Source organism: uncultured Sunxiuqinia sp. (assembly GCF_947495665.1).
GTDB lineage: Bacteria > Bacteroidota > Bacteroidia > Bacteroidales > Prolixibacteraceae > Sunxiuqinia > Sunxiuqinia rutila.
In genome coordinates this window covers 254,432-271,965 of record NZ_CANLZV010000004.1, presented here as the reverse complement: position 1 = coordinate 271,965, position 17,534 = coordinate 254,432, and the positions used below count along the sequence as shown (strand labels likewise).

Sequence of the window (17,534 nt, the reverse complement as noted above, 5' to 3'; positions counted from 1 at the left end):
GCAAAAGCAGAAAGTTTTTTGCATCTTTAGGAAAAGATCGTTTTACGCCTTCGTCCTTGCAGGCGATTTTTCTAAAACAGAAAGACTATGACGAAAATTGACAACCCATACATTAATCGCGAAATTAGCTGGCTCTCATTTAATGCGCGTGTTTTGCAGGAAGCAGAGGATCCCACGGTTCCGCTTTTAGAGCGTATTCGCTTCATTGGAATTTTTTCAAACAACCTGGATGAGTTTTTTCGCGTGCGGGTAGCTTCCGTTCGGCGAATGGTTGACTTTGGCAATGATGAAACCTTGCTTGGTGACATCAAACCGGAAGAATTGCATGAAAAGATTATGGAGATTGTGGTTTCTCACCAAAAAAGATCGCAGGAAATTTTCCGTAAAATCATTCAGGAGCTGAGGCAGGAGAATATTTTGCTGATTGATGAAAATGATTTGGAGCCAGAACAGGTCCTTTTTGTCAAAAATTACTTCAAAGAAAAGGTGCTGCCCAACCTGATTCCGATCATGCTGAGCAAGGAAAATAAGTTTCCGTACCTGCGCGACCGCTCGGTTTACCTGGCAATTAAGCTTTCGCGGAAAGAGCGTCCGGAGAAGTTTGCTTATGCTCTGATTCGCGTGCCTAATATTTCCATGTCGCGTTTTTTGGTGCTGCCGGAAAAAAACGGAAGAAAATATGTTATCCTGCTGGACGATGTCATCCGGTTCAGCCTGCCCGATATTTTCCCCTTGTTTAATTACGATCACTTTGAAGCTTACACCATCAAGGTGACGCGCGATGCCGAGCTGGATCTGGACGATGATATTTCCAAAAGCTTTGTTGAAAAGATGGAAGCCAGCTTGAAAAAGCGGAAGGTGGGAACGCCTGTTCGCTTGTTGTACGATAAGGAGATTCCGGAGGACCTGCTCAGTTTCATTATTAAAAAAATGAAGCTTGATCCGGACAACCAAGTGCCTGGCGGAAAATATCATAACCATAAAGACTTTATGGATTTCCCGGAGATTGGGAAACCCGAGCACTATTACAAACGGCTAACCCCAATTCGGCATAAGTCCCTGAAGCAGCACGAGAGCATTTTGAAAAAGCTGAGGCGCAAGGATATCATGCTGCATTATCCTTATCAAAGTTTCACGCACTTTTTGGACTTGCTTCGCGAAGCCGCAATTGACCCAAAAGTTAAAGAAATTGGAATAACCATTTACCGGGTTGCCAGCAACTCACGAGTGGTTAATGCCTTGCTGAACGCCATTCGAAATGGGAAAAAAGTGACGGTGGTTATTGAATTGCAGGCCCGGTTTGATGAAGAAGCCAATATTTACTGGTCAAACAAACTGCAGGAAGAAGGAGCCCATGTGGTGAACGGAGTGCCTGGATTGAAGGTGCACAGTAAGGTGGCTTGGATTCGACGAAGGGAGAAAAACGCCTTCCGGAATTATGCTTATGTGGGAACCGGTAACTTCCATGAAGGCACGGCGCGGGTGTATGGAGATGATGGGTTAATGACGGCTGATCCCAGGATTGCTGATGAAGTTGCTCGTTTGTTTAGCTTTTTTAAGCATAATTACCGCATCAGCAACTACAAGCATTTGGTGGTAAGCCCATTTTCAATGCGTAGTTTTTTTACCGATAAGATTGATCGTGAAATAGCCCTTGCCAAATCGGGAAAACGAGGGTACATGCTGCTTAAAATGAATAGCCTGATTGATCCGGAAATGATGGATAAATTGTATGAGGCTGCGCGTGCGGGGGTTAAAGTTCGGTTGATTGTTCGCGGCATTTTCGGACTGCTGACCGAGCTGAATGATGTGCATGAAAACATTGAGGCTATCAGTATTGTTGATAAATACCTTGAGCACTCCCGGATTTTCTTGTTCGGAAATGGTGGTGATGAGCAAGTCTTTATTTCATCAGCCGATTGGATGCCACGAAACTTAAACCGAAGAATTGAAGTGGCTTGCCCAATTTACGATCCGGATCTGAAAGCAGAACTGCGGGAAATGCTTAAAATACAGCTGCGTGATAATACCAAGTCCCGGATTCTGGATAATGATCTGACCAATACTTATAATCGGCAGGATATGGAAGGACGGTTTCGCGCACAGGAAGATTATTATCAATACATTAAAGAAAAACACCAAGTAGTCATGAGAATCTACCATAATCCAAGATGCTCGAAGAGCCGAGCCGGGTTGAAATACCTGGAAGAAAACGGCTATCAGATTGATGTGAAAAATTACCTGAAAGAGGGTATTAGTCCCGAGGAAATTAAGGCGATTCTGTCCAAGTCGGGCATGACGCCTTTTGAGCTGGTCAGAACCCATGAAAGTTTGTATAAACAAGAATACAAGGGGAAAACGATTTCGGATGAAGAGTGGATCGAAATTCTATCCAAAAATCCGCAATTGCTGCATCGACCAATTGTTATTAACGGGCGTAAGGCAATTTTGGCTCAGCCTCCCGAATTGATTGAAAAAATCCGCTAATCGGTTGATGATTAAAGTAAGAATAGTCTTTTTCAGGCACGGTTTGAATCAATGCAAAGCTGCCTGAAAAAGACTTTCGCTTCAACTGGTGTTAGCCCACCTTGTTTTGAAGCGATTGAATTTCCTTTTCAAGTTTGGCTTTCCGTTTTAACGCTTTTGACAAGGCCAGGGCATCTTTAATGGCCTGTTTGTCATAGTCCTCCAAAATGATGTAGTAATAGCGCGAGCCTAAGAACACCGCTTTTAAGTTACGATCGGCGTGTTCGGCAATAAAGGCAATGACACCATTATCTGCCCCGTCGCGGTAGGTGACTTTCTCCCATTTTGTTTCCATAAAATCACTGCGATGATTGAGCACATTGTCCAAAGGTACTTTCTTCGTTTTGGCCTGAATGTCGTTGTCGTAAACCCGTAGTCCTGTATGCTCAAGCCATTGTTCTCCATAGTAGTTGCTTGAAATGTATAAATCGCCCCGCTCATCCAAATGAACCTGGATAAAGGATTTGTTCCAGCGTCGCTTAAATTGCTGGCGTTTATGGATGTATTGCGTATAGCGGTCAAACTCGGTCTTTTCAGTCACAAACTTACTTTCCAGTTCTTGCAGGGTGACTTTCAAGGAGTCCATCTCATCTTGTTTTTTATAAAACAGGTCACCATAGATTTTCTTCCTGAATTTGTCGGCCTCCACCATTGCCTGAATGGCTCCTTTGTATTTCAATTGCAAGGTGTCCAACTGCTGCAGGGCTTCGGTTGTATCTCCATTTTGGTACAAACGCTCAGCAAATGAAAGTCGTTCAGCTGCCAGTTCTTTTTCTGATTTTCCGCAGGAAAACAACAGGATGGCAAGGGCTGTGATCAGAAAAACTCGATTCAGAATCATGGATAAATGCATTTATAAGTTTCTTCGTACATTCAATTCTTCAAAGAAAATTAATAATTGTCAGGATGGAAACAAATTCCGTCCCTTTTTTAAGTTGCCGGGCTTTCCGGAGGTGGTGCAATGCCTTGTTGAATGGGTAGAAGAATGATAAGAGCGCATTTCGTGAATTGACTTTTACGGAGGAATTGCTTCTCTGTCAATCCTGTATTTCTGCATTCCTTCTTTAGATGTGATCATATGATTGTAATTATTCGGCTTTAATTCGAAAATAGGACAGTTTAGATTGAGAAATTCCGCTTCGTGTTTTTCGTGTAATTAAGAATAGGTATTACTTGATGCACAACTCTATCTTTGTCATTGCTTTAGGGTCTGGAAATCAATATAAAAGGGCTGTCGGGATTCGGTGAAATGCTTGCTTGACGCTTTTTTTCAGACCTGTGCTCAATAAAGGGATGAAGAATGCGATTGTTTAATTTTTTACTCGCTGGACTGCTTGTGCTAACCATTGGCGTTTATGCAGATACCGGGGATTTGAATGAAGAAAAGGGGGGTGTGAAGATTCAGGAGTTGGATCTCTATGTGGCTGAAGAAAGCTCAATTTGCTTTGACGGCGATGTGCTTCTGGATGAAACAGCCAGCCTTACAAACCAAGGAACGGTTTATTTTCATGCGACCTCTCCGGCTACGGTTACTTTTTCAGGTAAGCACCTGGGCGATGGCAGCTTTGTCTTTGCAGGCAATTCCGATATTGATCTTGACGGATTTGGTTCCAGCTTAGGATCGTTTAGAATGGATAAGCCAGAAGGAGACGTTTTTCTGAATGGTGATCTGTTTATTCATAACTCACTCGCTCTGACTTCGGGAGTGGTCCATGTTTCGAATGAAAGTTTATTTAAAATAGTTAATGCAGCTGCCGATGCCGTGATTTTCTCCAATTCGGCTACCAATGCCAGTTATGTCGATGGGAAATTGATTCGTGAAGTATTACCTGGCGATACGTACTGGTTTCCGGTAGGTGATGACTATGCTTTTCATCCGTTGTTTATCAGCGATGTGAAAAACGGCGGAACGGTTGATGTGTTGTTTGACGGAGCTCTTTTTGCCGATGCGGCAAGTATGATTAATGATCCGAATGTGCGCAAGATTGAGCCTTGGGGATGGCAGGTGTTCTCTGAAAGCTCTACCCAGAACAGGTTTATTGTTGGGCAATCCATGTTCGATGCGTTTCAAAATATCTTAGGAGTTGACGACTACAGCATGCTTTACGCCCGAGCCGATGATTTTCTTTTCAAGGATTATTCGATTGATTATGAGTCGCGGCGGGTTAATGATTTCTACTTGCTGGGTAACACCAAAAACTCATCCGGCTTTTATGGCCAGGCCTGTGCTTCTGTTTTGGAACTGGTCAATTTCATTCTTCTTGACGGGATGTCTTATTCTGTTTTTGAAGTACCCAATATTTCCAGGTATTCTCAAATTGAACTGGAGGTTTACAACCGCTGGGGAGCCATGGTGTACAAAAATCAGAACTATCAGAATGACTTGGATTTTGCTCATTATACCCCAGGAACCTACTACTATCAAATGACCTTGTGGACGGGAGATTCCCCTTTCGTTGTTCGAAATGTGGTTGAAGTAAAAAGCAGCAAATGATCCGGAAAATTCGATACATGGTTTTAGGCCTGATGCTGCTTGTGCAAAGTCAGCAATCGACCGCCCAGGAAATGATGCATTTGCAATCGGTTGTTAAGCAGGAGTTCATTAATCCGGCCTATAATTCCTTCAAGGATTATATTTCGATCAACCTGATCAGCCGGCTTCAATGGGTGAGCTTGCCTTATCATCCCGAGGTTTTTGGAACCAACGTTTACATCCCTTTTCGTTTCAAACGTCTTGGCCTTAATGCAACCTTGATGCGCGAAAACATCGGTCTCCGAAAAATCAACTCGCTTGATCTTAGCTTGTCGAGCAATGTAAAAGTTTCGCCTAAAGGCTTTTTGGCTTTTGGTTACGGCATCGGTATAAAAAGTACTTCTTACCGCACCGAGGACATCATAACCTCTTATGATGATGAATACCTGCTGGATCATGAAATATGGGGAACCGATCGGTTTACAACTAAGTTGGGGGCCTTTTATATGAACGACTTTATGTTTGCCGGGCTGAGTGCCAACATGCTTGTTGATAAAACCTGGAATGAGGAACTGGTTATTTATCCCAGTTGGGACCTGATCCTGGGAGCCATGTATCAAATCAACCGGGATGTTCTTTTCCGGCCCGATCTGGTGGTCAAGTACTACCGGGGGGCTACTCAGCAGGTGAATGAAGGAGAGGTTTCCAATGGCTATGCGGCTCCGGTCTTCGACCTGGCGGTCAACTTTTTATTCAAAGATCGGATTTGGGCAGGCCTGAGTTATCGTTTGAATATGGCTTTAACGACTTCATTATCACTAAAAGTCAATAAAAACCTGATGGTGGGATATACTTACGAATATGGTGTTGGAAAAGGAGTTAATCAGTTCAGTTCACACGGGCTGAACCTTTCCTATAGTTTCAGTCAAAAAGCGGTGCTGTATAATTATCAGCGGAAAGCTGCTGTTCGGCACCGGATAGGCGAGGTAGTCAACCGGAATAACCTATACCGGTAGCAGTTGCCTTAGTGCTTGAAATTGTGTGGTTTATCCAGACGTTTGGAATGAAAGTAAATTTTTGAAATAGAAGTGTTTGTGCAGAAAATTAAAAGATAATTAGATAGGCTTATGAGAAATGTTTACGTTTTGCTGATTGTTATATTGCAACTTACATGCATGGGCGTTAATGCTCAGGATGGAGGGGTCAGTATTGGTAAAGGGAATGTTCCTGCGAATTCAAAGGCAATTCTTGAATTATATTCCGAAAGCAAAGGACTTCTAATTCCCCGCTTGACCACGGATCAGCGCTTAAGAATGTTTAATGGAAACGATTCGTCGGCGAAAGGCCTGTTGGTGTTCGATAGCCAGGAAAATCAGTTCTATTTCTGGAGTGGCCTTGGCTGGAATACCATTTCAAGTGAATTGTCAGCCATTCAACTTGGAACAACTAATCCGACGGGCAATGTTGCTGAAGGGCAGTTGTTTTTTAACACTTCGGATGATAATTTGCTGATCTACAGCAATGGTAAATGGCTTGCTGTGGGCAACAACCTTCCAACAGAGGATGGCGGTCTTCGTTTAGAAGATGGGCAGGTGTTGGTAGGCGTAGACGGAACAGCCAAAGGCGTGGACAAAACCGCAATTCCGCTTACGGATTTTGGCTCGGCTCAAACGAATTTATTGATGGACGGAAACCGGATTAGCCAGCTGGCCGACCCGGTAGATGCATCAGATGCGGCAACCAAGAAATATGTTGATGAAGCAGCTCAGGAATCACAAACACTGAGCTTGGATGGAACTATCCTGTCAATTTCGGGTGTCGCCCAAAGCCAGGTTGACCTGAAGAATGCTTTAAGTGAAGACGATAAGCCTGTCATTCACGATTCTTCATTACAAGGCGATGGCTCTGGCTCAAACCCCTTAGGGCTAGCCAGTCGTGCAGTGGGTACTTCAAACCTGAAAGGGCAAGGGACTGTTTTAACTCCTGGAACTCCGGGCAATGTTTTGCAATCAAATGGCGACGGAACATTCTCCTGGAAGGATCTTTCTCAGGGAGTGCCGGTTGATGCCTCTGAACTTACGCTTCCTTCCGGTCAGTTTTTCATTGGTAACGATTCGGGGAAGGCTACTTCAACCAAAAAAAGTAATATTCCCTTGAGTGGTTTTGGCTATGCCCAATCCAATGTTTCGATGGGGGGCTACCGAATGACTGATTTGTCGAATCCTTCGGAAAACCGGGATGCGGCAAATAAAGAATACGTGGATGGTCAGGTGCAGCGGTACATCAAACCGCAAACCTTAAGCTTGGATGGGAACCAGGATTTGACAATCTCTGAAGGAAACACCATTAGCCTGGCTAATTTGTACCAATCTTTAAGTTTGAATGGGACGATTATTTCCATTTCAGGTCCGCGTGGAAGTCATGTTGACTTAGCGGCTATTTTGAATAATGGCGATGGCGGCTTGAGCAATGTTGTTCATGACAATACCTTGCATGGCGATGGAACTTATTCCAACCCGTTGGGCTTGTCCTCCGGTGCCGTAGGGGCTTCAAGCCTCAAGGGAAGTGGCGGTTCTCTGTCGCCGGGCATTTATGGGCATGTGCTGCAGTCAAATGGCGATGGTTCTTTTTCCTGGAAAGACATCTCATCAGGCGTGTCGGTTAATCCTTCTGATTTGACCTTGGGAAATGGTTTGTTCTATGTTGGTAATGCGGCAGGAAAAGCCGAGGCAACCAGCAAAAGTGCCATTCCGTTAAGTGGTTTTGGTGCCCCGGTCAGCAACATTTCCATGGGAGGGCATACCCTGACGAATCTTGCGGTTCCTGCCAATGCGACTGATGCAGCCACCAAGCAGTATGTGGATAATCAGCTGAACTCAATACCCGGTGCAACAACCACGGATGATGGTTTATTAAGCGCTTCGGATAAAGGGAAGCTTGATGGAATCAGCGGAACCAACACGGGTGATCAAAGCCTGATTCTGTCCGGAACAAATTTAAGTATATTGAATGGCAATACGGTTGACCTGTCTGCTTTGGGCGGTGGCGGAAGCATTACTTCTGTAACGACCGAAAATGGCTTGACCGGTGGGGGTGCTTCCGGAGATTTAACCATAGGACTAGCCTCGGTTGGTGACCAAACAATTTTAGGAAATAACTCGGGTGCTTCGGCCGTTCCGGTTCCTTTGTCTTCGACAGTTGTTAAGTCAATGCTGGCTTTGGCAAAGGCTGATGTGGGGCTGGACCAGGTGGACAACACCAGTGATTTGAATAAACCCATAAGCAATGCCACTCAAACGGCATTGGATGGTAAACTGGATAAAAATCCGGCTATTACCGGAGACACAAAAACTAAGATAACTTACGATAATAACGGTTTGGTGATTGCCGGGGCCGATGCCACAACGGCTGATATCGCTCCATCGACGGACAGAAGGTATGTGACAGATACACAGTTGAATCTGATTACCAACATGAGTGGAACCAATTCAGGCGATCAAAGCCTGAGCCTCAGCGGAACCAATTTAAGTATTTCCGGTGGCAATACGGTTGACCTGTCTGGTTTGGGCGGTGGCGGAAGCATTACTTCTGTAACGACTGAAAATGGCTTGACCGGCGGAGGGGCTTCGGGAGATTTAACAGTAGGTCTTGCGCCCGTTGGTGATAAAACAATTCTGGGAAATAGCTCGGGCGCTTCGGCTACCCCGGTTGCTTTGTCGTCTACAGTTATCAAATCGATGCTGGAACTAAGTAAAGCCGATGTAGGATTGGGACAGGTTGATAATACCAGTGACTTGAATAAGCCGGTAAGTAATGCTACACAAACGGCTTTAGACAGCAAGCTGGATAAGAATTCGGCCATTATTGGAGCTACCAAAACGAAGATTACCTACGATGCCAATGGTTTGGTAACTGCAGGAGAGGATGCTACAACAGCTGATATTGCTTCATCAACAGATAAACGCTATGTGACCGATGCGCAGTTGGCGACACTTGCTAATACCAGTGGCACCAATACTGGTGATCAGGATTTATCGGGCTATGCGAAGAAGACTGAAGTATTGACTCTGAATAATACCACGGCTTTTACGCCCTCGGCTGATTATGAGCCTGCAACGAAAAAATATGTGGATGACAATATTGCCTCGGCTGGTGGCGGCGATATGCTGAAAACAGTTTATGATGCAAAAGGAATTCTGGAGCAGCTGGTTGGTGAAACGGCTACACAAACCCTTACGAATAAAACCTTGGATAGCCCGGTGATCAATTCGCCGGTAGGAATTACAAAGGCTGATGTCGGTTTGTCAAATGTCGATAACACCAGCGACATGGATAAGCCGGTGAGTACAGCTACTCAAACAGCTTTGGACAATAAGCTGGATAAAAATCCGGCCATTGTTGGTGCCACTAAAACAAAAATTACATACGATGCCAATGGCATGGTAACTGCCGGTGAAGATGCGACAACAGCTGATATTGCATCATCAACAGATAAGCGTTATGTTACCGATGCGCAGCTGGCTATTCTGGCTAATACAAGTAATGTGAATACAGGCGATCAGGACTTAAGTCTTTATGCGCTGAAAACGGAGGTGCTTGCTGAGGTTGCGCACGATGAAACGCTAAGTGGTAACGGAACGGCTTTGAGTCCGCTGAAAATTGCACCGAACGCAATTGGTGCTGGCGGCTTAAAGGGGTCTGGTAGCATTGCACTGGAAAATGGTTCCTCGGGCAGCGTGCTCCAGTCCAATGGTGATGGCACGTTTTCATGGATGGATATTTCAGATGGGATAGCAGCCGATCCTTCAAGCTTATCCTTGGGGCTGGGACAGTTTTATGTTGGAAATGCCGCAGGAAAGGCTGAGGCAACCTCAAAAAATATAATTCCTTTGAGTGGCTTTGGAGCAGCTGCGGCTGCCCTCGATCTGGGAAGTCAGCGGATTACCAACCTTGCTGAGCCATTGGCTCTGACCGATGCGGCCACTAAAAACTATGTTGATGGAACAATTGACGGAGCGTTGACGCCTACATCGGTTGATGCTTCGGGAACAGTAAGCGGATCAAACTTGTCGGGAACCAACACCGGTGATCAGACCTTGAGTTTGTCCGGCAACAATTTAACGATTTCAGGAACAGGTAGCACTGTTGATCTTTCTTCCATTGGCGGAGGAGATGTTACAGGAATCACGGCAGGAAGCGGACTTTCCGGAGGTGGTGCTTCCGGTGAAATTACGTTGGAACTGGCGGCTATTGCAAACAAAACGCTACTTGGAAATAATTCGGGAGCTTCGGCTGCCCCAACTGCTTTGGATGCAACGGCTGTGAAATCTATTCTGGACTTAAGTCAGGTAGAGAATGTCGCTCTTTCAAACTGGACAGGTTCAACCAACCTGACAACAGTAGGCACAATTACTTCCGGAACCTGGAACGGCACAGCTATTCCGGTAACACATGGAGGTACCGGAGCCACTGATGCCGAATCGGCTATCAATGCGTTGTTGCCAGTAAAAACCGGAAATAGTGGCAAAGTGCTGGCAGTAAAAGCAGATGAAACAGGAGTGGAGTGGACAGAAGCTGCTTCGCCCACTTTGCCTGTGGCAACAGTTGACCAAGTGGGAGGTGTTCGGATTGGAGCCAATCTTTCCATTGATGTGGATGGTATTCTATCAGCCAATGTTAGCAGTTCACACAACCATGCTATTGATGGTTTATCCAATGTATCAATTTCGGGAAAAACCAACAACGATATCTTGCAATGGAATGCGACAGGGTCAAAATGGGTAAATCGATCGATAACAACAGCCATTCCTGAAGCATCTCCGACTAGTCCGGGACTTATTTCTGCTGAAGACAAAGCGAAGTTGGATGGCATAGAAGCGGGGGCAAATAATTTTACTTATTCTTTACCCAAGGCTTCAGGAACAAGCCTGGGAGGGATTAAAGTTGGTTCGAACCTGACCATTGATGGTGATGGTGTTCTTTCTGCCGTGGGTGGAGGAACAGGAACAGTGACCAATGTGTCGGTGGTACCTGCCAATGGTGTTAGCGGGACTGTTGCCAACGCGTCAACAACTCCTGAAATAACGCTTAGCCTGGGAGACATTACGCCAAATTCAATTACAACCGGTAGCATTTCAGCGGGCAGTATTACGACTACCGGTGATATCACAACTTCTGGAAATATCAACGGAAATGTGTCTGTTGCTAATTTGACCGGTGTGTTGCCCGTAGCAAACGGAGGTACAGGAGTGAGTGATTTAGCCAGCCTGAAAACCAATATGAATTTGAATCTGGTGGATAACACCAGCGATTTGAATAAACCCATTAGCACAGCTACACAAAGTGCTTTGGATACTAAAATCAATTTATCTGAAAAAGGAATCCCGAATGGAGTCGTTCCTCTGAATGTCAGTGGACAAATTGATGAAGCCTATCTGCCTGCATCAATTGTTGGAGATGTTTTCTTTCAGGGAGCGTACGATGCCATGACCAATACGCCTGCATTGCCTGATCCTACCTCAAGCAAGGGCTATTATTACATTGCTTCTGAAGCTGGAGAAAATAATATCTATGGGTTAACACTGGATGTAGGTGATTGGGTGTTGTCGGATGGTAGCAGCTGGTCACAAATTTCAAAAGGAAGTGAAGTTGGTTCTTTTAACGGCAGAACAGGGGCAGTCACTCCTCAGACTGGTGATTATACCACCACCATGGTTGCGGAAGGAACTAACTTGTATTTTACAGATGCTCGGGTAAGTGCCAACGCCACCGTGCAAGGCAAGGAAGACACCGCGAATAAAAGTACTGATGGCTCCTTGGCATCAAATTCAGATGTTCTTTTTCCGACGCAGCAAGCTGTAAAAACATATGTCGATACTAAAGTACCTGGTTACACGGCGGCAGATGCCAATAAAGTATTAACCATCAATAGTGCCGGAAATGGCACTGAATGGACTGCCGGAGGAAGTGGTTCATCCATTAGTTTGACAGGAGATGTGACCGGTTCAGGATCGGGAACCATTTCAACACAACTGGCAGCAGATGCGGTTACCTCGGATAAAATTGCCAACGGAACCATTGTGGCCGAAGATGTGGCCAACCAGGCAATCACCGCCATGAAACTTGCAGGCATTGCCGGTAATGGCACGAGCGGACAATCACTGACTTCTAATGGAGCAGGGGGCTTTACCTGGCAGGGAAGCAGTGTTACTGATCTTTCTTACACTACCGATGCTTCAACAGTAACGGTTGAGAGCAGCTCGGGGAATGATGCCACTTTACCAGCAGCTACTGCAACAAATGCAGGAGTTATGCCGGCCATCGATAAAGACAAACTGGATAAAATTGCTCCGTTAGCCGGGGCGGCAGATGCCAACAAAGTACTAACGGCTAATGCCTCAGGAACAGGAGCTACTTGGAAAACAGCTTCGTCTTCAGGTGGAGGGGCTCCACAGATTTATGAGGGCGTGATTGAGCCCGGATTTTCATTTATGGCCAGAGGTTTTGGTGATTTAAATCTGATTTCCTGTGAGGTAAGTGCGACTGCAAGTCCTACTACTGCAGGTTTTGTAATCACGATCCCCACAGGAACCCAACTGGAGTCATTTCAGATTAACGTGACTTCATCCGATGTGTTGAGTCAGTTGCAGAGCGAAACTTTCGCACTTAAAATTATAGATATCGATAAGACCATGAATAATTCAAGTTCCTCATTCATGTTGCCGCAGCTGACCCTAATGGTTTTGAGTAATTCTCTGCCTGATGGTACTGTAGACACCCCTGTTTATTATCGAGTGGATATTGGTTATGTTATGGTCTATGATATTGGAGATGGGGTTCTTGGTCAGCAGATTTTTTCTCCCGGTTTTGGAGATGGTGTGGGAGGTACACCAGGAAATGGACCAGGTGTGTCCATTGTAATTAACTTTTAATGTTTTAACGACTTAAGATTATTCTGCTGAATTTAGGACGGGGACTATGGTGGACGAAAAAGCGATGAAATCTTGATTGAAAAGATTAACCGATGAAAAACTACAGTTATTATTTAATTGGTATTATCCTGTTTGTGATTTCCTTAACGGGGAAGTCACAAACTGTAAGTCAATTCAATGGAACCTTCACAATTTCGGGAGTAAAGATGGTGGATACGCTTTATCAGGTAACTTCCTCGTTTTCAGATGTAAGCTCCACCTATCGGGCAGCGAATATTTTGGTGGGTGATCAGATTATCGATGGTAATGGAAACTCCTTTGAAATTACGGAAGTTTCTTCAGTAAGCGGGAGTCAGGTCATTGCTCTTGTTGCTGCCTTAAATGGGATTAATCCCGTATTGGGGAAAGGAATGATTTTTAGACCTACAAAGTCAGGTTATCCGCTGGTTACGCAGAATACATCGGATGCCATACGAACATCGGCGCTCAATACCACCACGATTTCTATGAATTCGGATATGCCAAGCTACAGTTCAGGGATAGCCTTGCCGGAATCAAGTTTTAGTGACGGGGCTATGGTTAGGTATGTGGATGGAAATTTTTATAAGCTAAACGCTTCTTCCTGGCAGATGATTTCGCCTACCGTAACGCCCAAATTTAGTTCTGATATCTCCAGTGTTCCGCTTATGGCAAAAGGTTCGGTTGTTTACCTTTTAATGCCCAAGAAGTATTATCATTCAACAGGAACTGAGTGGGTGCTTATTCCGGATGTAACGGAGTTACCCGCAATGGCTAAGTTTGGAGATTTGTTCTACCTGACAACCCAAAAGAAGCTTTTTATGATGTCCTCCAAAGCGGAAGATGGCTCAGCTCCTGAATGGCTTGAAATTAGTGGTGGAGGTGGCGTTGAAGAAGGCATGGTGCTGCCTGATGATCCGGTCCCTGGAGATTTATTCTTCGATACGGCCAACAATGTACTTTACCTGTATGACATTTACAGCAATTGGGTGGAAGTTTCCACCAACGGGTCAACCCCATCCGGAATCTCAAACCCGGAGCCATCACCAATTACCGTTAAAGACGGACAGCTGTTCTACAATCGATCAGAACATCAGCTTTACTTTTACAACGGAGTTGCCTGGATTCCTTTGGGAAACAGTTTGGGAGATGGGCATATTTTTGTGGGAGATGCCAATAGTACCGCAAACTCGGTGGCTCTGTCCGGAGATGCAACCATTGACAATACCGGAAAACTCACCATTTCAAATGCTGCAGTAACCAATCCGAAGTTGGATAAAGCCAATATTCCAATCAGTGGATTTGGAAATGCAACTGCGGATGTGAGCCTGGGAAATGGGATTATGAATTATAAGATCGTCAATCTGAAAACGCCGACGAATGATAATGATGCCGCCACCAAAGCTTATGTGGATAACCGATTGACCAATCCGGATGATTACCTTTCGCTGACTTCCGGTTCTTTTTTCGTTGGAAATGTGGCCAACAAGGCAGGAGAAATGCCTAAAGGCAGTATTTCTTTAAGTGGCTTTGGTGATCCTACCACCAGCCTTTCCATGAATAATCAAAAAATAACCAACCTGGCAATTCCTAACAGTCCTGCCGATGCGGTAACCAAAGCTTATGTGGATGATAAAAAAATCAATCCCATTGATATTTCGCTTAACTATGGCATGTTGCTGCTGGGGAATATAACTGATAAGGCCGGCGCTGTAGATAAAAACACAATTCCGGTAAGTGACTTTGGGACGGCGGCAGCGAATGTTTCTTTGGGAGGAAATCGAATTACGAATCTGAGTTCTCCGGTTGACAATGCCGATGCGGTTAATAAAAGCTATTTGGACAATTTGTTGGCTAATCCTGATTTGGGCTTGGCCCTTGCATCGGAGTTCCTTTTTGTTGGTAATGCATCCGGCAAAGCGGAAGGTGTAGCCAAAACCAACATTGCTATCAGTGGTTTTGGAGTTCCTGTCTCTGATGTTGCGATGGGCGATGGCACTACTAACTACAGGCTCACGAATCTGAAAGATCCAATTGATACTCAGGATGCCACAACAAAAAACTATGTGGATAACCGGGAGATTGGTACCGATAAAATTCCGTTGGCAGCGGGATATTTTCTTCAAGGGAATGAATTGAATCAGGCTGATGCCGTGCAAAAGTCAGACATTCCTGTCAGTGGGTTCGGAGCAGCCTTAAGCGATGTGGTCATGGGCGATGGAATAATCAACTGGAAAATAACCAACCTGGCCAATCCCTCAGTCAAAAGAGATGCAGCGACCAAGGAATATGTGGATGAAAGTATTAAAGCCTATTCTTCCTCACTCGATAACGGAAAAATATTTGTGGGAGATGCCACCGGAAAAGCGGTGCAGGTCTTGCTTTCGGGCGATGCTAGTTTGGCTGCTGATGGAACACTTTCGCTGGCTAACGATGCCGTAACGGCTGCCAAACTTCATAGCGATGTAGCGGGCACCGGATTAAAACAGAACCCTTCAGGGGCCTTGGAGGTTGAGGCAAGCACCATAGCCGGAGGAGCGCTTAGTTCTACGGAACTGGTGGTAACCGGAGGAAACAATGCCGTGCTTCAGGATGTAAGTTTGGCCATTGCCGATCAGGCGGTTAGCAACAATAAGCTGGACAAAATAAACATCCCTTTAAGTGGATTTGGCGATCCAACCACCAGCCTTTCAATGAATAATCAGCGCATTGTGAACTTGGCTAATCCTAACGATCCGACGGATGCGGCAACCAAAGCTTATGTAGACGGGAAAGTGGTGAGCCCGGCTGATATTGCGCTGAACAATGACATGTTGTTGCTTGGAGACCTAAGCAATAAAGCCGTGGCTGTTGGTAAAAATGCCATCCCAGTCAGTGATTTTGGCGTGGCTGCAGCGGATATCTCTTTGGGAGGAAACCGAATTGTTAGCCTGGGTACTCCGGTTGATGTTGGTGATGCTGTTAATAAAAGTTACCTGGACAATTTGCTGGCCAACCCTGACTTGGGACTGGCACTTGCTTCGGAATATCTTTTTGTAGGAAACTTATCAGGAAAAGCGGAAGGTGTGGCTAAAAGCAGCATCGCCATTAGTGGTTTCGGAGTGGCAACTGCCAATGTGTTGATGGGAGATGGTGTTACGAATTTCAAACTGACGAATTTGAAAGATCCGACCGAGGGGCAGGATGCAGCGACAAAAAATTATGTGGATAGCCGGGTAATTGATGCCGAGAAGCTTGCGTTGGCTTCCGGTGCATTTTTTAGAGGAAATGCCTCTGACCAGGCCGAAGCTGTGGCCAAGGCTGACATTTCAATTAGCGGCTTTGGACCGGCGACTGCTGATGTGTTGGTTGGCGACGGGGTTACGAACTACAAAATCCTGAATGTGGCGACCCCGCTGGAAACAGATGATGCATCTACGGTGGCTACCAAAGGTTATGTTGATGCCAATGCCGGCAATGACAACCTTGGAAACCATACAGCCACCCAATCGTTGGCCTTAAGCAACTTTTCGTTGAGCAACGATGGCGATGCCGGTGAGGGACTCTCCTTTGATGTTGATGGCAATGCTGCTTTTGGTCAGGATGTGACTGTGAACGGAAACTTCTACACCCCTTCGGATGAACGATTGAAAACACGCATTGAAACCTTGTCCGGAGTCTTGCAAAAGATTGATCGCCTGCGTGGTGTTCAGTTCGAATACCGGGATCAGCAAAAATATGCCTGCGGCCCTAAAGTCGGAGTCATTGCTCAGGAACTTCAACAGGTTTATCCATCCATGGTTACTACCGGAGACGATGGCTTTCTGAAAGTCGATTACACCCAGCTTACGGCTGTTCTTATTCAGGCGGTCAAAGAGCAGGAGCATAAATTAGCCAGTCAGCAGCAACAGATTGAAGAGTTGAATAACAAGGTGGATAAGCTGCAGCAACAACTGGAAAGTATCTTATTGAAACTGGAATAAGCGGCTGGATGTCAAAGGCCTTTCATTTTTCATTCAGGTTTAAGGGTAAGTGCCTGGTATTTCGGACAGCTTGGAATAAGGGAACAGAATAGGATGACAGCAAACTTGTGATATGAAAGACTTTTCTTTTGTTGAATTACAGACAACAACCGCTTCGGAAATCACCCCCGAAATGCTTGAAGTTTATAAAGATGGAGCTAATTATTGCTCCTACAATAAAAGCGCCATGTGGCTGATCCGGCATTTCGAGCACTTTCCTTTTTTAATCGAATGCAGTACCTCCGATCATGCCCGGCAAATCCGGGTAACCTATTCAGATGAAGTGTTTCAAAGGCTGAAGGAGCAATACCATGTGACATCATGTTCAGGGGAAGCAAATCCTCCCGTATGGTACCTGTCCACCACCCAAAGCCCCATCAGTGATTATGAACTTAAGTTATGGGGAAGCATCTTGTTTTTGGAATTTAAGTACCAGAACGGAATAAAGTTCGTGAAATACGCAGGTTCGGAATGAGCAAAGCGAAAAGCATAAAATTCAGTGAGTTGACTAATACTAGTCAACTCTTTGATTATACGGCCGTCTCAGAAGGCCGAAAAAAGAATATAAAGGGTTTTAAAACAATA

Annotated in this window: 7 protein-coding genes; 6 read left to right on the top strand and 1 reads right to left on the bottom strand. The window is 45.2% G+C overall.

Annotated elements, in window-relative coordinates; all coding sequences use genetic code 11:
- Nucleotides 1-87 precede the first annotated feature (87 nt).
- Nucleotides 88-2,487 (top strand): polyphosphate kinase 1, encoded by a 2,400-nt coding sequence (gene ppk1, locus Q1A18_RS07500; RefSeq protein ID WP_299578322.1) that lies wholly within the window; start codon nt 88-90, stop codon nt 2,485-2,487.
- Between the two features lie 91 nt (nt 2,488-2,578).
- Here the strand turns inward: ppk1 and Q1A18_RS07495 are convergent, their stop codons facing one another.
- Nucleotides 2,579-3,367: a hypothetical protein gene (locus Q1A18_RS07495; RefSeq protein ID WP_299578321.1), complete on the bottom strand. Its 789-nt coding sequence runs from the start codon at nt 3,365-3,367 to the stop codon at nt 2,579-2,581.
- 459 nt (nt 3,368-3,826) lie between these two features.
- On the opposite strand from Q1A18_RS07495, the gene Q1A18_RS07490 reads away from it, so the two are divergent.
- From Q1A18_RS07490 to Q1A18_RS07470, 5 genes are all read left to right on the top strand, one after another.
- Nucleotides 3,827-5,020 (top strand): gliding motility-associated C-terminal domain-containing protein, encoded by a 1,194-nt coding sequence (locus tag Q1A18_RS07490; RefSeq protein ID WP_299578320.1) that lies wholly within the window; start codon nt 3,827-3,829, stop codon nt 5,018-5,020.
- Nucleotides 5,017-6,015, top strand: a complete 999-nt coding sequence (locus Q1A18_RS07485; protein WP_299578319.1) for a PorP/SprF family type IX secretion system membrane protein — start codon at nt 5,017-5,019, stop codon at nt 6,013-6,015. Before Q1A18_RS07490 ends, Q1A18_RS07485 begins: the two co-directional genes overlap by 4 nt.
- Before the next feature lie 111 nt (nt 6,016-6,126).
- Nucleotides 6,127-12,930 carry a hypothetical protein gene (locus Q1A18_RS07480; RefSeq protein WP_299578318.1) on the top strand — a complete coding sequence of 2,268 codons (6,804 nt, stop codon included), beginning with the start codon at nt 6,127-6,129 and terminating at the stop codon, nt 12,928-12,930.
- Between the two features lie 92 nt (nt 12,931-13,022).
- On the top strand, nt 13,023-16,910 hold the full coding sequence (locus tag Q1A18_RS07475) for a tail fiber domain-containing protein (RefSeq protein WP_299578317.1): 3,888 nt from the start codon (nt 13,023-13,025) through the stop codon (nt 16,908-16,910).
- A gap of 112 nt (nt 16,911-17,022) precedes the next feature.
- Nucleotides 17,023-17,424 (top strand): hypothetical protein, encoded by a 402-nt coding sequence (locus Q1A18_RS07470; RefSeq protein ID WP_299578316.1) that lies wholly within the window; start codon nt 17,023-17,025, stop codon nt 17,422-17,424.
- The last annotated feature ends 110 nt before the right edge of the window (nt 17,425-17,534 follow it).